General features: G+C 67.3%; 23 protein-coding genes. 12 read left to right on the top strand and 11 right to left on the bottom strand.

From position 1 onward, the window contains the following. Position 1 precedes the first annotated feature (1 nt). The 4 genes from ribH (at position 2) to ribA (ending at position 3156) form a co-directional block, all read left to right on the top strand. Positions 2–424: a 6,7-dimethyl-8-ribityllumazine synthase gene (gene ribH / locus JOY29_RS09585; RefSeq protein WP_300973306.1), complete on the top strand. Its 423-nt coding sequence runs from the start codon at positions 2–4 to the stop codon at positions 422–424. Positions 425–505: 81 nt separating this feature from the next. Beyond that, a complete protein-coding gene (locus JOY29_RS09580) occupies positions 506–1126 on the top strand; it encodes an outer membrane lipoprotein carrier protein LolA (RefSeq protein ID WP_300973305.1) in 621 nt (206 codons plus the stop codon). 204 nt (positions 1127–1330) lie between these two features. Then, entirely contained in the window at positions 1331–2122 is a 792-nt protein-coding gene (locus tag JOY29_RS09575) for an exodeoxyribonuclease III (RefSeq protein WP_300973304.1), read from the top strand. Then, positions 2119–3156, top strand: coding sequence for a GTP cyclohydrolase II (gene ribA, locus JOY29_RS09570; protein WP_300973303.1), 1038 nt, complete (start codon positions 2119–2121; stop codon positions 3154–3156). The genes JOY29_RS09575 and ribA overlap by 4 nt, the downstream gene beginning before the upstream one ends. A gap of 2 nt (positions 3157–3158) precedes the next feature. Here ribA and JOY29_RS09565 read toward each other — a convergent pair whose 3' ends face one another. Continuing rightward, the gene (locus JOY29_RS09565; protein ID WP_300973302.1) at positions 3159–3803 is read right to left on the bottom strand and encodes a YggS family pyridoxal phosphate-dependent enzyme; all 645 of its coding nucleotides are present in this window, start codon (positions 3801–3803) and stop codon (positions 3159–3161) included. Between the two features lie 57 nt (positions 3804–3860). Between JOY29_RS09565 and JOY29_RS09560 the strand changes: the two genes are divergently transcribed. Beyond that, entirely contained in the window at positions 3861–4355 is a 495-nt protein-coding gene (locus JOY29_RS09560) for a thiamine phosphate synthase (protein ID WP_300973301.1), read from the top strand. Here the strand turns inward: JOY29_RS09560 and JOY29_RS09555 are convergent. Further along, positions 4345–5076 (bottom strand): hypothetical protein, encoded by a 732-nt coding sequence (locus tag JOY29_RS09555; RefSeq protein WP_300973300.1) that lies wholly within the window; start codon positions 5074–5076, stop codon positions 4345–4347. The two genes, JOY29_RS09560 and JOY29_RS09555, sit on opposite strands and share 11 nt — an antisense overlap. A 190-nt stretch (positions 5077–5266) precedes the next feature. On the opposite strand from JOY29_RS09555, the gene JOY29_RS09550 reads away from it, so the two are divergent. From JOY29_RS09550 to JOY29_RS09535, 4 genes are read left to right on the top strand one after another with little or no spacing between them, the layout of a single operon-like run. Continuing rightward, positions 5267–5698 carry a DUF3576 domain-containing protein gene (locus JOY29_RS09550; RefSeq protein WP_300973299.1) on the top strand — a complete coding sequence of 144 codons (432 nt, stop codon included), beginning with the start codon at positions 5267–5269 and terminating at the stop codon, positions 5696–5698. 29 nt (positions 5699–5727) lie between these two features. Next, the gene (leuS, locus tag JOY29_RS09545; protein WP_300973298.1) at positions 5728–8217 is read left to right on the top strand and encodes a leucine--tRNA ligase; all 2490 of its coding nucleotides are present in this window, start codon (positions 5728–5730) and stop codon (positions 8215–8217) included. Next, positions 8214–8711: an LPS assembly lipoprotein LptE gene (gene lptE, locus JOY29_RS09540; RefSeq protein WP_300973297.1), complete on the top strand. Its 498-nt coding sequence runs from the start codon at positions 8214–8216 to the stop codon at positions 8709–8711. The genes leuS and lptE overlap by 4 nt, the downstream gene beginning before the upstream one ends. After that, positions 8708–9721, top strand: a complete 1014-nt coding sequence (locus JOY29_RS09535) for a DNA polymerase III subunit delta (RefSeq protein ID WP_300973296.1) — start codon at positions 8708–8710, stop codon at positions 9719–9721. Before lptE ends, JOY29_RS09535 begins: the two co-directional genes overlap by 4 nt. Here JOY29_RS09535 and JOY29_RS09530 read toward each other — a convergent pair. The 9 genes from JOY29_RS09530 to hemE all read right to left on the bottom strand — a co-directional run bounded on the left by JOY29_RS09530 (position 9718) and on the right by hemE (position 18953). After that, positions 9718–10602, bottom strand: coding sequence for a ParB/RepB/Spo0J family partition protein (locus tag JOY29_RS09530; protein WP_300973295.1), 885 nt, complete (start codon positions 10600–10602; stop codon positions 9718–9720). The two genes, JOY29_RS09535 and JOY29_RS09530, sit on opposite strands and share 4 nt — an antisense overlap. Continuing rightward, entirely contained in the window at positions 10599–11378 is a 780-nt protein-coding gene (locus JOY29_RS09525; RefSeq protein ID WP_300973294.1) for a ParA family protein, read from the bottom strand. The genes JOY29_RS09530 and JOY29_RS09525 overlap by 4 nt, the downstream gene beginning before the upstream one ends. Continuing rightward, the gene (rsmG, locus tag JOY29_RS09520; RefSeq protein WP_300973293.1) at positions 11375–11977 is read right to left on the bottom strand and encodes a 16S rRNA (guanine(527)-N(7))-methyltransferase RsmG; all 603 of its coding nucleotides are present in this window, start codon (positions 11975–11977) and stop codon (positions 11375–11377) included. Before rsmG ends, JOY29_RS09525 begins: the two co-directional genes overlap by 4 nt. Then, positions 11974–13656 carry a tRNA uridine-5-carboxymethylaminomethyl(34) synthesis enzyme MnmG gene (gene mnmG, locus JOY29_RS09515; protein WP_300973292.1) on the bottom strand — a complete coding sequence of 561 codons (1683 nt, stop codon included), beginning with the start codon at positions 13654–13656 and terminating at the stop codon, positions 11974–11976. The genes rsmG and mnmG overlap by 4 nt, the downstream gene beginning before the upstream one ends. Positions 13657–13711: 55 nt before the next feature. Beyond that, positions 13712–14986: a tRNA uridine-5-carboxymethylaminomethyl(34) synthesis GTPase MnmE gene (gene mnmE / locus JOY29_RS09510; RefSeq protein ID WP_300973291.1), complete on the bottom strand. Its 1275-nt coding sequence runs from the start codon at positions 14984–14986 to the stop codon at positions 13712–13714. 156 nt (positions 14987–15142) lie between these two features. After that, on the bottom strand, positions 15143–15865 hold the full coding sequence (locus tag JOY29_RS09505) for a YjbE family putative metal transport protein (protein ID WP_300973290.1): 723 nt from the start codon (positions 15863–15865) through the stop codon (positions 15143–15145). A gap of 152 nt (positions 15866–16017) precedes the next feature. Continuing rightward, entirely contained in the window at positions 16018–17274 is a 1257-nt protein-coding gene (rho, locus tag JOY29_RS09500; protein ID WP_300973289.1) for a transcription termination factor Rho, read from the bottom strand. A 174-nt stretch (positions 17275–17448) separates the two neighbouring features. Further along, positions 17449–17904: a CopD family protein gene (locus tag JOY29_RS09495; RefSeq protein ID WP_300973288.1), complete on the bottom strand. Its 456-nt coding sequence runs from the start codon at positions 17902–17904 to the stop codon at positions 17449–17451. Then, positions 17904–18953 (bottom strand): uroporphyrinogen decarboxylase, encoded by a 1050-nt coding sequence (gene hemE / locus JOY29_RS09490; RefSeq protein ID WP_300973287.1) that lies wholly within the window; start codon positions 18951–18953, stop codon positions 17904–17906. Before hemE ends, JOY29_RS09495 begins: the two co-directional genes overlap by 1 nt. Before the next feature lie 294 nt (positions 18954–19247). On the opposite strand from hemE, the gene JOY29_RS09485 reads away from it, so the two are divergent. The 3 genes from JOY29_RS09485 to coaE are packed head-to-tail and all read left to right on the top strand — an operon-like array spanning position 19248 to position 21276. After that, on the top strand, positions 19248–19832 hold the full coding sequence (locus JOY29_RS09485; protein ID WP_300973286.1) for a Maf family protein: 585 nt from the start codon (positions 19248–19250) through the stop codon (positions 19830–19832). A gap of 23 nt (positions 19833–19855) precedes the next feature. Then, complete coding sequence (locus JOY29_RS09480; RefSeq protein ID WP_300973285.1) at positions 19856–20686, top strand: shikimate dehydrogenase; 831 nt, start codon at positions 19856–19858, stop codon at positions 20684–20686. Then, a complete protein-coding gene (coaE, locus tag JOY29_RS09475; protein WP_300973284.1) occupies positions 20683–21276 on the top strand; it encodes a dephospho-CoA kinase in 594 nt (197 codons plus the stop codon). Before JOY29_RS09480 ends, coaE begins: the two co-directional genes overlap by 4 nt. The last annotated feature ends 4 nt before the right edge of the window (positions 21277–21280 follow it).

The following is a 21280-nucleotide window of genomic DNA, read 5'->3' as shown; positions in this document are numbered from 1 at the left end:
CATGGCGCATGTGCTGATCGTCGAAGCCCGCTTCTACGCGCACCTGAACGACCTCCTCCTCGCCGGTGCCCGCGCCGCGATCGAGAAGGCCGGCCACAGCCACGAGACGGTGACCGTCCCCGGAGCGCTGGAGATACCGGGCGCGATCGCAGCGGCGGCCGACAGCGACGCCTTCGACGCGTTCGTGGCGCTTGGCGTCATCATCCGGGGCGAGACCTACCATTTCGAGGTGGTCTCCAACGAGAGCGCCCGCGGCATCATGGAGCTGACGCTCGCCGGTGTGGCGATCGGCAATGGCATCCTCACCGTCGAGAACGAGGCGCAGGCGCTGGTCCGCGCGGACCCGGCACAGCTCGACAAGGGTGGCGGCGCCGCGGACGCGGCGCTGGCGCTGCACGCACTCGGCGAGCGTTTCGGCGCCTGAATGAAAGGGAACGGCCGGGTTCAGAGGGCATTCAACGCCCCGAGCCTAGTGCCGACGTCAATCAGACACGCAGGAGCTTCCATGTCCCTTCTTCGCATCACCGCGCGCCTGCTCGCGCCGGCCGCCGTCCTGACGCTTGCGGCGCCCGTGGCCATCGCGCAGCCGGCCAATTCGCTGCGCGCGGTCGAACAGAGCCTTGCCGCCACCAACTCGATGACCGCCCGCTTCACCCAGACCGACGGCCGCGGGCGCAGCCAGTCGGGCGTGCTCAGCCTCAAGCGCCCGGGCAAGATCCGCTTCGAGTTCGGCGCCGGGGCGAACATGCTCCTGGTCGGCGACGGCCGTAACCTGACGTTCGTCGACTATGAGGTGGGGCAGAAGTCGGCCTGGCCGATCACCAAGTCGCCGCTGTCGGTGCTGCTCTCGCCGCAGCCCAACCTGGGCCGGATCGCGCGTATCGAGCCGCAGAAGAACGCGAATGTAGTGATCGTCCGGGCGCGTGACGCACGCCGGCCGGAGTTCGGCACGCTGCTGCTCGCCTTTTCGCGCAACGGTTCGGCGCCGGGCGGGCTGATGCTGGAGGGCTGGACGGCCATCGATGCGCAAAACAAGCGCACCACGGTCAAGCTGGACGGTCAGCGCTACAATGTCGCGATCCCCGACGCGGCCTTCACCTTCGCCGAGCCCAAGAAGCGCAAGTGATTGGATTTCAAAGTGCTACTGTTCATGAAGGCTTCAGGCTTCAGGATATAGTAGGACATCTGACCGCGGAACGAGCTTGGGTTTCCCCCTGTTACCGGGCTCACCGCTGGTCCCTCGCGTGACGAACGCTTGGTCGGCCCTCGCTCCATGCCCCCGGAGCGAGGGCCTTTGCGTTTGGGCCGGGGCGCTTGCTAGAGGGCGCCGGTGAGCAAACTCAAGATCGCCAGCTGGAACATCAACTCGGTGCGTGCGCGCGTGCCGATCGTCGGCCGATTCCTTGACGAGGAGCAGCCCGATATCCTGTGCCTCCAGGAAACCAAGGCCGAGGACAAGGTCTTTCCCGCCGAGCTCTTCACCAGCCGCGGCTATGTGCATCACGCACTTCATGGCCAGCGCATGCACCATGGCGTCGCCATCCTCAGCCGTGTGCCGCTGGAGGAGCCGGGGCGTCACGACTGGCAGGACAATGGCGAGGCGCGGCATGTCGGTGTTCGCCTGCCGCAGGGCCTGAGGCTGGAGAATGTCTATGTCCCGGCGGGCGGCGACATTCCCGATCGCGACCTCAATCCCAAGTTCGGCCAGAAGCTCGACTTCATTGAGCGCATGACGCGCTGGTCGGAAGGCCTCAAGGAGCCGACCCTCATCGTCGGCGACTTCAACGTCGCGCCGCTGGAGTGCGACGTTTGGAGCCACAAGGCGCTGCTCGACGTCGTCAGTCACACGCCGGTGGAGGTGGAGGCGCTGTCACGGCTGCAGCAGGCGCATGACTGGGTCGACCTCGGCCGCAAGTTCGTGCCGGCGCCGGCCCGCTGCTATACTTGGTGGAGCTATCGCTCGCCCGACTGGACCAAGAACGACCGCGGCCGGCGGCTCGATCACATGTGGGCGAGCCCGAACGTGGCGGCGCAGGCGACCATGCACAGGGTGCACGAGCCCTGCCGCGCCTGGGAGCGCCCGTCCGATCACGTGCCGCTGGTGGTCGAGCTCGACCTTTGAGCAGGGCGGCGGAGGCGATCGCGGCCCTTCGAGCGGGCCGTCCGGTAACGGTCGGCACGCTGACCGTTGCCGCCGTCGAGACCGCCACCGAGGCCTTCCTCGCCATTGCCGACCCGCAGCAGAGCGCCGGAGTCATCATCAGCGGGGCGCGGGCGGCGGCGCTCGGCCTTGCCAACCAGCGTGACGCCGCATCGGCGGGAACGCCGGTGGCCATTGCGCGCGACCCCTGGCTCGATGCCGCGACGGTGCGCCGGCTGGCCGATGCCGGGCAGGATTTTGCGCGCCTCCTCGCGGGTCCATTGCGTGCGGCCGCCGTCGACGATCCCGAGGCGGCGCTCGGTGCGCTGTCGCTGGCCCGGAGCGCCGGGCTGGTGCCGGCATTATGGGTGACCGAGGGACCGGCTGCGCTCGTGCTGGAGTCGTCCGAGGCGACATCTGCCGCCCGTCCGCGCCGGGTGACTATCGCTGCCCGCGCGGCGCTGCCCGTCGACGGCCTCGATGCCGCCACGCAGATCGTCGCCATGCGCGCCGAGGAGGATGGCAGCGAGCATGTCGCGCTGATCGTCGGCTCGCCCGGCGGAGACGCGCCGCTGGTTCGGCTGCACAGCGAGTGCCTGACCGGCGACGTGTTCGGCAGCCTCAAGTGCGACTGCGGACCGCAGCTGCGCGCCGCCCTTCGCCTGATGGAGGCGGATGGCGCGGGGATCCTCCTCTACCTGCGGCAGGAGGGCCGCGGAATCGGGCTGGCCAACAAGATCCGCGCCTATGCGCTGCAGGACCGCGGCCTCGACACGGTGGAAGCCAATCGCCGCCTCGGCTTTGCGGACGACGAGCGCGACTTCAGCCTTGCCGCCGCCATGCTGCGTGAGCTGGGTGTCGGAAAGGCGCGGCTGCTGACCAACAACCCCGCCAAGCTGGCCGGACTCGCGGCCGAGGGAATCGACGTCACGCGCGTTCCGCATCACCTGCCGGCCAACCCGCACAACGCCCATTATCTGGCCGTGAAGAAGGCCAAGAGCGGGCACCTCGACTGAGGTCAGTCCTCGAACAGCGCCGTCCCGACGCGAACCACCGTCGCCCCCAGCATCACCGCGCTCCGATAGTCGCCGCTCATCCCCATCGACAGGCCGGTGACGTCATGGCGGCGCGCGAGCTTGGCCAAGAGGGCGAAATAGGGGGAGGCTTCGACGTCCGCCGGCGGGATCGCCATCAGGCCGGCGAGGTCGAGGCCCATGTCCCGCACCGAGGCGATGAAGGCGGGCAGCTCGCCGATCGAGACGCCGCCCTTCTGCTCCTCCTCCCCGACGTTGACCTGCACGTAGGTGGGACCGCTCCAACCGGCCTTGACCAGTGCATCGCGAAGGCTCGCGCGATCGAGCGAGTGGATGACGTCGAAGAGGCCGACCACCTCCTCCGCCTTGTTGGACTGCAGCCGGCCGATCATGTGGAGGCGGACGTCCGGATAACGCGCGCGCAGGCTCGGCCATTTGGCGGCGGCCTCCTGCACCCGGTTCTCGCCGAAGTCGCGCTGGCCGGCCGCGATCAGTTGCTCGATGGCTTCGGCCGGCCGTCCCTTGCTGACGGCAACGAGGGTGACGTCCTCCGGCTTGCGGCGGGCGACCCGCGCCGCATCGGCGATGGTGGCGTGGACGGCGGCGAGGCGGGCGGCTGCATCGGACATCGCGGCCTGCTAGGGGCAAAGGCGATGCAAAGGCAATCTTGGCCCACGGCCTGGCTGATGACCGACGAACGGATGGGCGACGCGCTCGATGCGGCGATCGCGCGGGCCGCGGCCGCCGGTGCCGGGGTCATTGTCCGCCATCATGAGTCGCCCGCCGAGGAACGCCGCCGCATTGCCGGCCTTGTGCGCGCGCACGGCGCCCTGCTCGGCATCTCGCGCGACCTCTCCCTCGCGCGCGAGACGGGGGCGGCGCTGATCCACAATCCGGACGAGCCCACCGAAGGCCTGCCCTTCAGCCTGTCGGTTCACGACGCCCGAGAGGCGCGTCTTGCCCGGAATAGCCTTGCAGCGCTGGTGTTCGTGTCGCCGGTCCATGCCACGCGCTCTCACCCGGGCGAGCCATGCCTTGGCGAGGATCGCGCACGCGCGCTGGCGGAGTTGGCCGGCAAGCCTGCAATCGCCCTCGGCGGGATGGATGCCGAGCGCGGGGAGCGACTGATGAGGCTGGACTGGGCCGGCTGGGCCGGGATCGACTGCTGGCTTAGAACTTGAAGGCCGTGCCGACGTAGACCGCCTGGCTGTCGCGCCGCTGGTCGCGGAAGGTGGCGATCTGGTCGCGCTCGATCTTGTACTTCACGCCGCCGGTGACCGCGATGTTGCGGCTGATGTTGAAGGCACCGCCGACGTCGAGCGCGTAGGTGGTCGGATCGGCGATCACGCCCGAACGGCTCTCGGCCGCACGGTCGGCACTGGCGGCGACGCGGCCGGTGAAGCGCTTCAGGCTGTAGCTGACCCCGACGGTCGCGCCTTCGCGCTCCTTGAAGGCAGGCGTTGCGCCCTGAGCGCGGCTGACGTCGGCCGAAACGGCGAAACGCTTCCACCCCACGGCGGCGCCGAGATTGTAGCTGGCGGGGGTCAGCGCCATGGTGCCGCCGATCGGAGCCGCAGCCGCGCTGCGACCCTGCGCCGCCGCACCCGGCGTGCTGGCACGGGCGCGAATGGCGATGCGCACCTGCGACGGGCGCTGGCGGCTGGCGGCTGGCGTGAAGCGAAGATCGCTGGCGAGCGCCGGACGGCTGGCGAGCGCAGCCGCAAGCCGCGGATCGGCCTGGGCCGGCGTGAAGCCGCCTTCGAAGCTGAGGGACACGGCCGGCGGACGCTTCGCAGCCTGCTGACGCTGAGGCGCCGCAATCACGACGGACGCGGGCAGGATCAGGCTCGCGGCGGCAAGCGCCACGGCCCAGTTGCCCTTATTGTCGCGCTGGCGACTCATCGCGTGCCCCGTTCCTTTCAGTCGGTACATAGGATGGCGAAGCTGAATGTTCCACGACCGGAATCGCTTCGCCCCGCTATGTGACATGGAATCCACATGGCGCCCGAGTCCCGGAACGGGTTGCGGTGAGGCACGCACCTCCTCTAGAGCGACAGGCCTGTCCTTCTCTTGTTTCTGCAGGAACCTGCCCATGCGCCGATCGCTTGCCGTTGTCCTCCTGTCGGCCACGCTGCTGGCGACCGCCGGCTGCAGCCGCAACCGCGACATTCCGGTGGAGCTGGCGCCGTCCCGCACCACCGCCATCGGCGTCAACACCTACCTGTGGCGCGCGGCCATCGACACGTTGAGCTTCGCGCCGCTGGTCACCGCGGACAGCAATGGCGGCGTGATCGTCACCGACTGGTACGCCAACCCCGCTTCGCCCGGCGAGCGCGTCAAGCTGACCGTGTCCATCCTCGACCAGGACCTGCGCGCCGACGCCCTGCGCGTCGCCGCCAGCCGCCAGGTCATCCAGGGCGGCAGCTGGGTGGATGCGCCGGTCACCGCCGCGACCGTCCAGAAGCTCGAGGACATCATCCTTACCCGCGCCCGCGACATCCGCCGCGCCGCCGTCGGCGGCTGAGGACCGACCCACAGCATCCAGGAGCACGCATGACACCCGACCGTTTCGATCCGGCGGCGAGCGAGTCCCGCTGGCAGGAGCGGTGGGAAGCCGAAAGCTGCTTCCGCGCCGACAGCGCCAGCCCAAAGCCCAAGGCCTATGTGCTGGAGATGTTCCCCTATCCGTCGGGGCGCATCCACATGGGGCATGTGCGCAACTACACGATGGGCGACGTGCTCGCCCGTTATCGCCGCGCGCAGGGCTTCGAAGTGCTCCACCCGATGGGCTGGGACGCCTTCGGCATGCCCGCCGAGAATGCGGCGATGGAGAAGAAGGTGCATCCGGGCACCTGGACCCTCCAGAACATCGAGCAGATGAAGGCGCAGCTGAAGCGCCTCGGCTTCGCGCTCGACTGGAGCCGCGAGCTGGCCACCTGCAAGCCCGATTATTACGGGCAGGAGCAGGCGCTGTTCCTCGACCTGTTCGAGGCGGGCCTGGTGTTTCGCCGCGAATCGGAGGTGAACTGGGATCCGGTCGACATGACCGTGCTCGCCAACGAGCAGGTCATCGACGGGCGCGGCTGGCGCTCGGGCGCCCTGGTCGAGCGGCGCAAGCTCAACCAGTGGTTCCTCAAGATCACCGACTTCGCCGAGGAGCTGCTGGAGGGGCTCGGCAGCCTCGACCAGTGGCCCGACAAGGTGCGGCTGATGCAGGAGAACTGGATCGGCAAGAGCCGCGGCCTGCAGTTCCGCTTCCAGCGGCCCGAAGGCGGCGAGATCGAGGTCTTCACCACCCGCCCGGACACCATCTTCGGCGCGAGCTTCGTCGCCATTTCGCCCGGGCACCCGATCGCCGAGGCGCTGGCGGGCGAGCGGCCCGAAGCGGCAGAGTTCATCGCCCGCTGCAAGCAGGGCGGCACGACCGCGGCCGAAATCGAGACGGCGGAGAAGCTGGGCTTCGACACCGGCCTCACCGTCACCCACCCGCTCGATCCCGACTGGCAGCTGCCGGTCTGGATCGCGAACTTCGTGCTGATGGATTACGGCACCGGCGCGCTGTTCGGCGTTCCGGGCCATGACGCGCGTGATTTCGAGTTCGCGACCAAGTACGGGCTTCCGATCACCCGGGTGGTCGCGGCCTCCGCGGACCAGGCCGATGTGCCGCTGGCCGAGGCTGAGAATGCCCCCGGCGTGGCGGTCAACAGCCGCTTCCTCGATGGCATGAGCACCGAGGAGGCGAAGGCAGCGATCATTCGCCGCGCCGAGGCGGAAGGTTGGGGCAAGGGCACCATCCAGTATCGCCTGCGCGACTGGGGAGTCAGCCGCCAGCGCTACTGGGGCACGCCGATCCCGATCATCCACTGCGACTCCTGCGGCGCCGTCCCGGTACCGAAGGAACAGTTGCCGGTCGTCCTGCCCGAAGACGTCACCTTCGACGTACCGGGCAACCCGCTCGATCGTCATCCCACGTGGAACAAGATCGACTGCCCCACCTGCGGCAAGCCAGCCCGGCGGGAAACCGACACGCTCGACACCTTCGTCGACAGCAGCTGGTATTTCATCCGCTTCGCTTCGCAGCCCGACGACAAGCCGTTCGATCGCGCCGAGGCGGAATCCTGGCTTCCGGTCGGCCAGTATATCGGCGGGGTCGAGCATGCGATCCTCCACCTGCTCTACGCCCGCTTCTGGACCCGCGCGCTGGAGCGGATCGGCCGGCTGTCGGTGAAGGAGCCGTTCAAGGGGCTGTTCACGCAGGGGATGGTCACCCACGAGACCTATCGCGGGCCCGACGGCAAGTGGCTGTCGCCCGAGGAGGCGGCGGAAGCACGGGCTGCGGGCCAGGACGTCGAATCCGGCCGCGTCGAGAAGATGTCCAAGTCGAAGAAGAATGTCGTCGATCCGGACTTCATCATCGACCGCTACGGCGCCGACGCGGTGCGCTGGTTCATGCTGTCGGACTCTCCGCCCGAGCGAGACCTCGAATGGTCGATCGGCGGCATCGAGGGCGCGTCGCGCTTCGTTCAGCGTGTGTGGCGGCTGGCGGCTTCACCAGCGGTGTCCGAGGGCAGCGATGCGGCGCTCGTCCGCAAGCTCCACCGCACCATTGCCGCCGTCGGTGCAGCGATCGAAGGCCTGCAGTTCAACAAGGCCGTCGCGGCCCTGTACGAACTGGTCAGCGCAATCGAGAAGTCCGCGCCAAGTGCAGACCGGAGCGCCGCCATTCGCTCCCTTGTCGTCTTGATCTCGCCGATGGCGCCGCACCTCGCCGAGGAGGCCTGGACGGTGCTCGGAGGCGAGGGAATGGCGGTCGACCAGCCCTGGCCCGCCTATGATCCGGAGCTGCTGGTCGACGACGAGGTGACCATCGCCGTGCAGGTCAACGGCAAGCTCAAGCATACGCTGACCGCGCCGCGCGGGGCTGCGCGCGAGGACCTTCAGACAATGGCCCTGTCTGCCGAGAAGATTGCCGCGCTCGTCGGCGACAGCGCGCCGAAGAAGGTGATCGTCGTGCCCGATCGCCTGGTGAACATCGTCCTGTGAAGCGGGCTGCCTTCCTCCTTGCTCTGGCAGCGCTGAGCACGGGCTGCGGTCTTCGCCCCGTCTACGGCGGCGGCACGAGCGGTGCGACGGCAACATTCCTATCCTCCGTCGCCGTGCAGCCCATTGCCGGCGGTCGAACCGGCTGGCTGATGCGGGCGGCGCTTGCCGACCGCCTTGGCGAGACCGAAGGCAATGAGCGCTACCGGCTCGAAGTCGAAGTCGATGACGACCTTACCGGCTTTGGCATTCGCGGCGACACCGCCGTCACCCGTGAGCGCCGCACCATTCGTGCGCGGTACCGGCTGGTCGACAATGCCACCGGCCAGGTGGTGCTTGACGCGACTGCCGGCTCGGACGCCGGCATCGATGTCGTCAGCTCCGATGTGGCGACGCTGGCGGCCGAGCAGACCGCTGCGGAGCGGCTTACCCAGGTGGTGGCCGATCAGATCGTCGGTCGTCTCAGCCTCTACGCCAATCGGACGCCGGTCCGGTGAAGCTCGCCTCCGGACGGGCCGCCGCCGCGCTCGACCGGCCCGACCCCGCCGTCCGCTTCTACCTCTTCTCGGGTGCGGACAATTCAGCCAGTCGCCTGTTCGCGCAGCGCCTGCTCGCGTCGCTCGGGGCGGAGAAGATCACTGCCAGTGCTGCCCAGCTCAAGTCGGACCCGGCCTGGCTGGCCGACGAGGCCGCCAGCCTGCCCATGTTCGGCGGCGCACGCCTGCTGTGGGTCGAGCCAGCAGGCGAGGACATCGTGCCCGCGGTGGGAGCGCTGCTTGCGCTCGACCGGGCGGAGGCGCCGGCTGTCGCCATTACCAGCGGGCTGCTGAGGAGCAGCAGTACGCTTGCCAAGCTGGCGGACGGCCACAAGGCGGCCATCCACGTCGCCAGCGATGTCCAGACCCCGCGTCAACAAGCCGGCGTCATCCTCGAGCTTGGCCGCGCCGAAGGGCTTCGCGTCACGCCCGAACTGGCCGAGCGAATTGCCGGCGAAGCTGGCGGTGACCTCATCCTCGCCCGCCTGGAACTGCAGAAGTTCGCGCTTTATGCAGGCGCTTCTCCGGACCAGCTACTGGACCTCGACGAGGAGGTCGTCGATGCACTCGGGATCGATCAGGGCGAAGCGGATCTCGGGCGACCAGGCGATCTTGCGCTTGCCGGTGACGTGGCTGGGCTCTCGGCCGAGCTCGCCTTGCTCGATGCTTCGGGAACAGACGCCATCCCCGTCGTCCGCGCACTCCAGCGCCGCCTGCTGATGCTTGCGCCCCTGCGGGCACGGATCGACCAGGGACAAAGCACCGAGAGCGTCGTCCAGTCGGTCCGCTGGGTCCGCGACAAGCCGATCGTCGGGCGAATACTTCCTCGCTGGACCTCGCCTAAACTTTCCGAAGCATTTCAGCGCGTGCAGCGGCTCGAGCGCGAGCTGCTCATGCAACCGGTGCCCCCGAGCGCCGCGCTCGGCGAGACCCTGCTTCAGCTCGCGCGCGTCGCCGCAAGCCGGCGCTAGATCGGTTCGCCGCTCAGCCGCTGGCAGATAAGGTCGAGCTGGTCGAGGCTCGAGAAATGCACGGCCACCTGCCCCGCCCCGCCCGAGTGCTGGATACTGACCTTGAGGCCAAGCAGGTCGCCGAGCTGACGCTCAAGCGCCACGAGGTCGGCATCGCGCGCCGCCGCTGCCAGCCGCGCACTGCCACGTGCGATGTCGCTCCCTGCCCCCGGACGCCGCTTGCGGGCGAGCGCCTCGGTCTGCCGCACGGACAGGCCCCGCTTGACGATCTCCTCGGCCAGGCTCTCCGCATCGGGTGACGAGGCGATGGCACGGGCATGTCCCATGGTCAGCTCGCCAGCTTCCAGCCGAGCCCGGACGGTCGACGGAAGATCCCGCAATCTCAATAGGTTGGCGACGTGACTGCGGCTCTTGCCGACCAGCTTGCCAACCTCCTCGGGCTTGTGGCCGAAGCGTTCGACCAGCGCCGCATAAGCATCGGCTTCCTCGAGCGGCCCGAGGTCCGCGCGCTGGACGTTCTCGATCAGCGCGACTTCGGCAGTGCCCGCCTCGTCGAAGTTGCGAACGATGGCCGGGATACGGTGGAGCTGTGCCCGCTGTGCGGCACGCCAGCGGCGCTCGCCGGCGATGATCTCAAACCGACCTGCTTCGCCCGCAGGACGAACCAGGATGGGCTGGAGCACGCCGCGCGCACCGATGGACTCCGCCAGTTCGGCCAGCGCCTCCTCGGCAAAGATCCGGCGGGGCTGGCTTGGGTTCGGCCGGATCGCCGCGATGTCGATCTCGCGAACACCCTCGGCAGTGCCAGCCGCGGTGGTCGCTGGCGCATCGCCGAGCAGCGCGGAAAGACCGCGCCCAAGCCCGCGGGCCTGCTGATTCATGCTGCTTCCTTCAATGCCGGGAGACGCGCCATCAGCTCGCGGGCGAGGCCAACATAGGCCGTCGAACCCGAGCAGCGCAGGTCATAGATCAGTGCTGGAAGGCCGTGGCTCGGAGCCTCCGAAAGGCGGACGTTGCGCGGCACGACCGTGTCGAACACCGCCGCGCCAAGGCAGGCGCGCACGTCCTCGGCCACCTGCGCGGACAGGCGATTGCGGCGATCGAACATGGTAAGCGCGACGCCAAGGATGGAGAGTTCGGGATTGAAGCGCGTGCGGATACGCTCAACGGTCTGAAGCAATTGGCTGAGCCCTTCGAGCGCAAAGAACTCGCACTGCAGCGGCACGAGCAGATGGCGCGCGGCGACGAGCGCGTTGACGGTCAGCAGGCCGAGCGACGGCGGGCAGTCGATGAGGCAGATGTCCCACCGTGGCGGCGCCGCATCCAGCGCATCGGCCAGGCGGTGGGTGCGGCGGTCGAAATCGACCAGCTCCACTTCAGCGCCGGAGAGATCCTGCGTGGCCGGAAGCAGCTCAAGCCGTGGCACGCGGGTCTCGAGCACCGAATTGTCGACCGTCTCGCTCCCGATCAGCACTTCATAGGAAGAGCGGCTGCGAGCATGAGGTCCGATGCCGAGCCCGGTCGACGCATTGCCCTGCGGATCAAGGTCGACGAGGAGCACGCGCCAGCCCATGGCCGCAAGGCCAGTGGCAAGGTTGATGGCAGTCGTGGTCTTGCCCACCCCACCCTTCTGATTCGCGATTGCGACCTTGATCATCCCCGCCCAGCCTTCCGCTTGACCGCCGATGCAACCAGGATCCGGGCATCCGGATCGGTCCTGCTCGGTTCGAGCCGGAAGCTACCTTGCCACGTGGAGCGCGCCTCTTCCAGTTCCTTTGCAGCGCTTCGGCCCTTTGGCAGCACCCACCGGCCCTCGGGCGCACAAAGGCGGGCACTCAAGGCAAACAGGCGGTCGAGAGAGGCAACGGCTCGTGCGGTAATCACGTCGAAGCGTCCATCGACCTGCTCGACCTTTCCGGTGACGACGCGGGCGTTCTCGACGCCAAGTTCGCGCATGGATCGCTCCAGAAAGTCCGTGCGAAGACGGCGAGGCTCGGCCATGGTGATGCAGCGAACGCCAAGGATGGCGAGGACCATTCCGGGAAGACCTGGGCCGCTGCCGATGTCCAGCCAGTCAGCATTGGCAGGAGCATGGTCGAGAAGCTGTGCCGAATCGAGGATGTGGCGCTCCCACACCTGCTCGGCGCTCGCTCGGCTGATCAGATTCTGACATTCGTTCTCTTGAAGGAGCAGGGAGACGAAGTGCTCCAGCTTAGCTCGTGTTTCACGTGAAACATCCAACCGGTGAGGTGTCACGCGGCGGCCCGGACAAGAGCGACGTAGAGCGCGGTAATCGCTGCGGGCGTGACGCCGGGCACGCGTGAGGCCTGGTCGAGATTTTCGGGTCGGGCTGCCGCCAGCCGTTCCGCCATCTCCGCGGACAGTCCGGCAACAGCTGCGATGTCGAGGTCCGCAGAGATGGTTACGGAGCGGTTGCGTGAAATGGCGTCCCACTCGCGCTGCTGGCGCAGCACATAAGGCGCATAGAGCGCATCGGCCATGCCCTCTTCCGTCTGTGCGAAAGCGGGTTGCTGCCGCCACTTAAGGTGACTGCGTATCGCGTCCGCTCGGCGGTCCGACACGCAGCCGACGCCGAGCGCCTTGTCGCCAAGACGCGCGACCGCATTATCGGCTCGGAGGAGCAAACGATATTCAGCGCGCGCGGTCATCATGCGATAGGGTTCACTGACTCCCTGCAAGGTCAGGTCATCGATCATGACACCGATGTAGCTCGATCGGCGGTCGAAGGTGATCGCCTCTTTGCCGAGTGCGGCGGCTGCCGCGTTCAGGCCCGCCACAAGTCCTTGCGCTGCCGCTTCCTCATATCCGGTCGTGCCGTTGATCTGCCCAGCCAGGAACAGGCCAGGAAGGTCTCGCACCCGCAGGTCGCTTCCAAGCCGGCGCGGGTCGACATGCTCATACTCGACCGCATAGCCGGGACGGGCGATGACGACACGTTCGAGGCCGGCGATCGAGCGGACGAACGCTTCCTGAACCTCCATCGGCATCGATGTGGAAATGCCGTTCGGATAGACGAGCGGGTCCGCAAGTCCTTCGGGCTCCAGGAAGATCTGGTGCCCGTCGCGATCGCCGAAGCGGCGAACCTTGTCTTCGATCGACGGGCAGTAGCGCGGGCCCCTGCCCTCGATGACACCGGAGTAGAGTGGCGAGCGCTCCTCCGCCGCACGGATGATCTCGTGCGTGCGCTCATTCGTTCGGGTGATGGCACAGCAGAGTTGCGGGAGGCGTTTGGCAGCCTCGGGATGCGCCGAGAAGGCCCAAGCATCGGCATCGCTCGGCTGCTTCTCCAGTCGAGCCCAATCAATGGTGCGGCCATCCAGGCGCGGAGGCGTGCCCGTCTTGAGGCGTCGCGCTGCTAGGCCCACCTGGCGGAGTTGCGCCGCGAGCGGCACGCTGGCTTGCTCGCCATGGCGGCCCGCCGCGCGACTCTCCTCGCCGATGAAGACTCGCGCGTCGAGGAAGGTACCCGTCGCAATGACCACGGACCGGGTCGGCAGTCGCGCACCGTCGGAAAGCGTCACGCCAACGACGGCGCCCTGCTTGATGTCGAGAGCAACGGCTTCGCCATGGATGCGGTCGACAGCCAGTTCGGCCAGCAGTGCCTCGACGGCGGCGCGATAGTGCAGACGATCGGCCTGGATGCGTGGACCCCAGACCGCAGGACCCTTGCTCCGGTTGAGCATGCGCCGGTGGATGGCTGCCCGATCCGCCGCCCGCGCCATCAGGCCGTCGAACACGTCCAACTCACGGACGAGATGACCCTTGCCGACACCCCCGATCGAGGGGTTGCAGCTCATCTGTCCGGCATCTTCGCGACGAAAGCTAAGCAGCCCCACCTTAGCCCCCATGCGCGCGGCGGCGGCGGCCGCCTCGCAGCCCGCGTGACCCGCACCGATGACCAAGACGTCGAACATCGCCGTGCCCTTATCCTCTGAACAGTCGTTTTGCGAGTTGTTCCACGTGGAACGCTTACTTGCCGAGGCAAAATCGTCCGAAAAGAGCGTCGAGCACGTCTTCCGTTCCGTGGCGGCCGCTTAGTCGATCGAGGGCGTGCAGGGCCTGCCGGAGGGCCTCGGCGGTCAGCAGGATGTCGTCAGGTTGCACTCCACGAAGTGCCTCCTCTGCTTCCCTCAGGGCACGCGCCTGGCGCTGGTTGAGTGCGGCGCGATCGGGCGGCGGTAGGAGATTGCGTGCGGCTCCGATGACTTCGGCACGCAATGCTTCCAGACCGCCCGGTGTCACCACGGAGGCTGGAATGGTGCCTGCGGGTGCCAGGGGACGCTCGTCGGCACGCGCGTGCACGAGCAAGATCCGCTGGTGATTGGGCGCCTCCTGCGGGTCGCCGAGCCAGAGAAGGATATCGGCGGTCTCCTGGGCGCCTTCAGCGCGCGCGACACCGATCCGCTCGACAACATCATCGGTTGCGCGAAGACCGGCAGTGTCGATCAGCACCACCGGCAGTCCGTCGAGATCCAGGCGCGCCTCCAACAAATCACGGGTGGTTCCCGGAATTGACGTCACTATGGCCTTGTTGGATTCGGTCAAAGCATTGAAGAGGCTGGACTTTCCGCTATTTGGTGGACCTCCGAGGACAATCTTGAGCCCGTCGTTCAGCAGCTCCGACCTCGGCGCAGCGAGTTGGCTGCGCCACTCGTCTGCCAGCGCTGCCGCTGCGCTGCAGAGCTGCACCAGCTCGAGCTCGGTCTCCTCCTCGTCGACATAGTCGATCGCCGCCTCCGCCTCGGCGGCAAGGAGGACGAGCCGCTCGCGCCATTCCTCGACGGAGCGGCGGAGCCCTCCTCCGGCGCTCTCCACGGCGGCACGGCGTTGCCACTCCGTTTCGGCGGACAGCAAGTCTGCTAGGCCCTCGGTCTCGGTCAGGTCGAAGCGGCCATTCTCGAGCGCGCGGCGGGTGAACTCTCCCGGCTCCGCCTCGCGCAGGCCCGGCATGGCGGCGAGCAGGCCAAGAAGGCGCGCGACCACGGCACGGCCGCCGTGGCAGTGAAGCTCGACCAGTGGCTCGCCGGTGGCGGTGTGTGGCGCCGGGAAGCGGACGACGAGGGCTCGGTCGATCAATGCGCCATCCCCGGCCTTCAGATCGCGGAGGCTCATGGTCCTGGGTGCCGGGAGAGTACCGGCGAGCCGTGCAGCGGCCCTCTCGGCCTCGGGCCCGCTGATCCGCACCACGGCGATGGCAGACGGCAAGGCGCCGCTGGAACGGGCGAAGATGGTGGGTCGGCTCACCCGTCCCGGATGCCGTGCGGCGAGGGAAGTGACAAGCGGGCGGCCAGCGCTTCCGCCACGCCGGGCACTGGGCAGGCGATGTGCCCCGTGCGCCCGTCACCCTGCTCATGGCTCAGGTCGATGTTGCGGCACCCCGGCTTGGGGCCGGGGTCCCGTTCAGACGAACAGGCGGCCGAGGCCCACCTGCGGATCGATCCAGCCGTCGTAGATCATCTTCACGGCGACATAGAGGATGACTGCAAGACCGACATAGGCGATCCAGCGATAGCGCTCGATGTAGCGGGCGATGAGGTTGGCCGCGAGGCCCATGAGGGCGACAGCGAAGATCAGGCCGACGATGAGGATTCCCGGGTGGTCGCGCGCCGCGCCGGCGACCGCCAGGACATTGTCCAGGCTCATGCTGACGTCGGCGACGGCTACGGCCCAGGCGGCTCCCGCGAAGCTCTTGGCCGGCCGCAGGCCGCTATGTTCGTCGCCCTCGATCTCCGGGCTGCCGGCATTGTCCGCCGTGTGCCGAAGCTCACGCCACATCTTCCAAGCCACCCACAGCAGCAGCAGGCCGCCGACCAGGATGAGGCCAACGATCTGCAGCAGCTGCGTGACGATGAGCGCGAACAGGATTCGCAGGACCAGAGCGGCGGCGACGCCGATCAGGATGACCTTTTTGCGCTGCTCCGGCGGCAGACCGGCAGCAAGCGCACCCACGACGATCGCATTGTCGCCTGCGAGAACGAGATCGATTGCGAGCACCTGGAGAAAGGCCGCAAATGCGGCCGGCTCGGTGATGTTGCTGAAATCCTTCACGATCGAGGCCCAGATTTCGGCAGGGCCACCGAGGCCGGCAGCGGCGGCAAGGGTCGTCGTAATCAGTTCAAGCAAAGGAACTCTCCGTCAGTCCGGTCAGGCCTTCGTCGTTGCGATAGGCCGCAGGCGACGAAGCAATCCACGCGCCCGGACTGGATTGCTTCGCTAACGCTCGCAATGACGCGAAGAAAGCAATCGGGCGCTCCCCTCGCCAATGCGCGAGCGGCTTACTGGTTCATCGAGGCGAAGAAGTCCTCGTTGCTCTTCGCGTCGCGCATCTTGTCCAGCAGGAACTGCATCGCATCGATCGTGCCCATCTGCATGAGGATCCGGCGCAGCACCCACATCTTGGTCAGGATGTTCTGCGGGACCAGCAGCTCTTCCTTGCGAGTGCCGCTCTTGCCGACGTCGAGGGCCGGGAAGATGCGCTTGTCGGCGACCTTGCGGTCGAGCACGATTTCGCTGTTGCCGGTGCCCTTGAACTCTTCGAAAATGACTTCGTCCATCTTGGAGCCGGTATCGATCAGCGCAGTGGCGATGATCGACAGCGAGCCGCCCTCCTCGATGTTGCGGGCGGCGCCGAAGAAGCGCTTCGGCCGCTGAAGGGCGTTGGCGTCGACACCGCCGGTCAGCACCTTGCCCGACGACGGCACGACGGTGTTGTAGGCACGGCCGAGGCGGGTGATGGAGTCGAGCAGGATGACGACATCCTTCTTGTGCTCGACCAGGCGCTTGGCCTTCTCGATCACCATTTCGGCAACCTGGACGTGACGCTGCGCCGGCTCGTCGAAGGTGGAGGATACGACCTCGCCCTTCACGCTGCGCTGCATGTCGGTCACTTCCTCGGGCCGCTCGTCGATCAGCAGAACGATGAGGAAGACCTCCGGATTGTTATCGGTAATCGCACGGGCGATGTTCTGGAGGAGAACGGTCTTGCCGGTGCGCGGCGGTGCGACGATCAGCGCGCGCTGGCCCTTGCCGAGCGGCGAGACGATATCGATCACCCTCGCCGATTTGTCCTTGATCGTCGGATCGAGCGTATCGAGCTTGAGCTTGGCGTCCGGATAGAGCGGGGTGAGATTGTCGAAGTTGACCCGGTGGCGAACCGCTTCCGGCTCATCGAAGTTGACCGAGGTCACGCGGTTCAGGGCGAAATAACGCTCACCGTCCTTGGGAGCGCGGATTTCGCCTTCGACCGTGTCACCGGTACGCAATCCGAAGCGGCGGACCAGCTGCGGCGTGACGTAGATGTCGTCCGGCCCGGCGAGGTAATTGGCCTCCGGGCTGCGGAGGAAGCCGAAGCCGTCGTTCAGCACCTCGATCGTGCCCGACCCCATGATCTCGGCGCCGGTCTCGGCACGGACCTTGAGGATGGAGAAGAGAAGGTCCTGCTTGCGCAGCGTCGACGCACCCTCGATGCCCATTTCCTCGGCCTGTGCGACCAGCTGGGCGGGGGTCTTCTGCTTGAGATCCTTGAGATGCATGTCTGATGTCTTTGTCTGGGGAGTTTGGCAGTCGGATGACTGATGACCCGCGTCGAGAACCGAGCGGTCACACCGGCATGAGCGGAGAATACGGGCCGGTGCGGCCGTATGCTGACGGCCTATGTCGGGCCGCCGTCCAAGTCAACATGGGGACCGCCTCGCCAGACGGCAAGATCAGAACGGTTTGACGATCACCAGCACGACGATGAGCGCGGTCATGATGCCGGGAACCTCGTTCATGATACGCAGGGTGCGGTTCTCGAGCGGGCGATCGCCGCGCGCGAGCTTGCGGCCGTAGGCGCCAAGCCATCCCTGGTAGCCGGTCAGCAGCACGACCAGCGCCAGCTTGCCGTGAAACCAACCCTGGGTCCAGGCGCCGAGATGGAAGGCAAGCGCGAGGCCGAGGATCCAGACGATACCCATGGCGGGCCCGAGGATGATCGAGCGGGTGCGGCGCTCGCGGTCGATCCATGCGCGGTCCTCGGCCGATCCGGCCGCGGTCGCGTGATGATAGACGTAGAAGCGCGGCAGCAGAAACAGTCCGGCGACCCAGAAGATGACGAAGGTGACGTGCGCCGCCTTCACCCAGGGATAGGCATTGCCGAGAATGCCGATGTAGGCGTCGAGCATCAGACGGCCTTTCCAAGCAGGCGGAAGAGCTGCTGGACGTGCTCGATCGGCGTCGTCTGTTGGATGCCATGGCCGAGATTGAACACGTGCGGTCGCTCCTCGAGGGCAGAAAGAATAACGCGAACCGCCTTCTCCAGCGCCGGGCCGCCGGCGATCAGTGCCAGCGGATCGAGATTTCCCTGGACCGGCATGCCGTCGGGCAGGCTGGCATGTGCCCATAGGGGGTCGACCGTCTCGTCGAGCCCGAGCGCGTCCACGCCCGTCTCGCGGGCATACGCGGGGAGCTTGCCGCCCGCCCCCTTGGGGAAGCCGATGATGGTCAGGTCCGGCCGGAGCGCGCGCAGCTTCGCGACGATCCGCGCGGTGGGCGCGATGACCCAGCGTTCGAATTCGGTTGGGGCGAGGCTGCCCGACCAGCTGTCGAACAACTGCACCGCATCAACCCCCGCGTCGGCCTGGCCGACGAGATAGCCGATGGTCGATTCCTCAATGGCCGCGATGATGGCGCCGAACTTTCCCGGATCGCGATAGGCGAGTTGGCGGGCCTCGGCCTGTTCGCGGCTGCCTTCACCGGCCACCATGTAGGTGGCGACTGTCCAGGGCGATCCCGCGAAGCCCAGGAAAGTCGTCTCGGGCGACAGCTGTGCCTTCACCTGGCGAACGGTCTCGTAGATCAGCTCGAACCGCTCGGGTGCGGGCTCGAACTCGGCCAGCTCGGCTCCGCTCAGCGGCGGCGCGAGACGGGGACCCTCACCTGCGACAAAGCTGAGGTTCTGCCCCAGCGCATGCGGGACGATCAGGATATCGGAAAAGAGGATGGCCGCATCGAGCGCAAAGCGGCGGAGTGGCTGAAGCGTGATCTCGGCCGCGGCGGGCGGATCATAGACCATGTCGAGGAAGCCGCCTTTTTCGGCCCTCAGCGCACGATATTCGGGAAGATAGCGCCCGGCCTGACGCATCATCCAGACGGGCGGTGGGTCGCGCCGTTCGCCCCTGAGCACGGCCAGGAGCGGCTTGTCGGTCGTCTGATCCGAAGGCTGGTCGGCCACCCTTATCTCTTTCTCTTATAGATTCTTAGAAAGGTAGTTGGAGTCTGTTGGCGGGCCGAAGCTGGGGAATAAGTCGGCCTCCCATGGTTGCCAACAGGTGGCCGGAATTGGCGGCTCTCGCAAGACCGGCGAGTCGCGCAGCCGAATTCCCGCTTTCCACAGGCCTGTGGATGGCTTCATCCACCGTGGATAAGCGGCTTTGCGAATCCTTGCCGACGGGTCCTGATCGGCTCCGGTTGGTCCATCCCCGCAGCCGCGCTAGGGGTACAGGCGGCTTTCTCCACAGGAACGAACATGGAACTGGTGCTCGCCTCGACCTCGCCGATCCGCGGCACGATGCTGGCCAATGCCGGCGTACCTTATGCGGCCGAGGCGCCTGGCGTGGACGAGGCTGCGATCAAGGCGGGATTCGACGGCAACGATGCCGGACTGACGCTTGCGCTGGCGGAAGCGAAAGCGCTGGCGGTCGCGGTGCGGCGACAGCAAGCCCTGGTGATCGGCAGCGACAGCCTGATCAGCGTGGACGGTCGCCGGTTCGACAAACCCGCGGGTCGCGAGACGGCGGCCGAGCATCTGCGTTTCTTCTCGGGAAAGACGATGGTCCTGACCAGCGCCGTCGTCCTCGCCACAGGAAGCGAGATAATCTGGCGGCACGCGGGCGAGGCGCGGCTTCGCGTGCGCGTGCTCAGCGACGCCTTCATCGAGCAATATCTGGAAAGCGACTGGCCCGAGGTCAGCTATTGCGTCGGTGTCTTCCGGCTGGAGGGACCCGGCATCCAGCTGTTCGAGGCAATTGAGGGCGATCACTTCACCATCCTCGGCATGCCCTTGTTGCCTCTGCTCGGAGCGCTGCGTGCGAAAGGCGTGTTGACGGCATGACATCAGCTGTCCCTTTTGCGGAGGTGATCGGCGATCCCGTCGGCCACAGCCGGTCGCCGCTGATCCATCGCTTCTGGCTGGGCAAGCTGGGCCTCGCCTACGACTATCGCGCGACCCGCGTGACGGCGGGAGACCTGCCGCACTATCTCGAACAACGGCGGAGCGACCCGCTTTGGTGCGGCTGCAATGTCACCATGCCGCTCAAGGTCGAGGCATTGCGATACCTTGACGAACAATCTGCCGAGGTGGGGTTGGTCGGTGCGGCCAATACCATCACGCGTGTCGGCGCTGAGGGGCGGCTCAGTGGGCACAATACGGACCTGAACGGCGTATCCGACCCGCTGCGGCCATGGATCGAGGGCGATCGCATCTCCTCGGCGACGGTGATCGGCACCGGCGGTGCAGCAGCAGCAGCGATGGTCGCCCTCCTGCGCCGCCCTGCGCCGCTTCACGTGACCAGTGTCGGGCGGACCAAAGAGCGTGCGCTGGCCTTCCGGCGTCGGTTCGATCCCGTCGATGCCGAATATGCGTCGGTCGAAGTCGGCGATCTCGCCCAGTCCAGATCGAAGGAGCAGCACTTATCCCTGCTGGTGAATGCCTCCCCGCTCGGCATGCGTGGCCATCCGCCGCTGCAGGTCGATCTCGGGGGGATGGCGCCGGGATCGGTCGTCTTCGACATGGTCTATGACCCGCTCGAGACGGACCTCCTGCGGCAGGCGCGCGAGCGGGGGCTGGTGGCGGTGGGCGGCCTCACGATGCTCGTGGCTCAGGCCGCCGCGGCGTTCGCGCATCTATTTGGTGAAGAAGCGCCGCGCGACCATGATGCCGAACTCCGGGAGCTTCTTACCGCATGAAGACACTCGCCCTCACCGGCTCCATCGGCATGGGGAAGTCTACCGTCGCGAAGATGTTCGCCGCGCGGGGCATTCCGGTGTTCGACGCCGATGCGACGGTTCGTGCGCTGCAGGGTCCGGGCGGACGGCTGGTGCCGGTGATCGAGCAGCGCTTTCCCGGCACGACCCGCGAGGGTGCGGTCGATCGTGAGGCCCTTGCCGCCGCCGTCCTGGGCAAGCCCCACGAGCTCGCCGCGCTGGAGGCGATCGTGCACCCCGCCGTCCACCATGAGCGCACCCGCTTCATCGTCGAGCATGGCGCTGCGCCGGCGCTGCTGTTCGACATTCCCTTGTTGTTCGAGACCGGGGGCGAGGCCGTCTTCGACGACGTCATCGTCGTATCCGCGCCGGCCGAGATCCAGCGCCAGCGCGTGCTCGCCCGGCCAGGCATGACGGCCGAGAAGCTGGATCACATCCTCGCCCGCCAGACGCCCGACGCCGAGAAGCGTGCGCGGGCGGATCATGTGATCGACACCTCGATCAGCCTGGCCGAAACGGAAGCCCAAGTGGACGCGATCCTCGCTGGACTGGGACTCTCCAAGCGCGCATAGATTC

Source organism: Sphingomonas sp. LHG3406-1 (genome assembly GCF_029637485.1).
GTDB lineage: Bacteria > Pseudomonadota > Alphaproteobacteria > Sphingomonadales > Sphingomonadaceae > Sphingomicrobium.
This window is presented reverse-complemented; position numbering and strand designations above follow the sequence as displayed.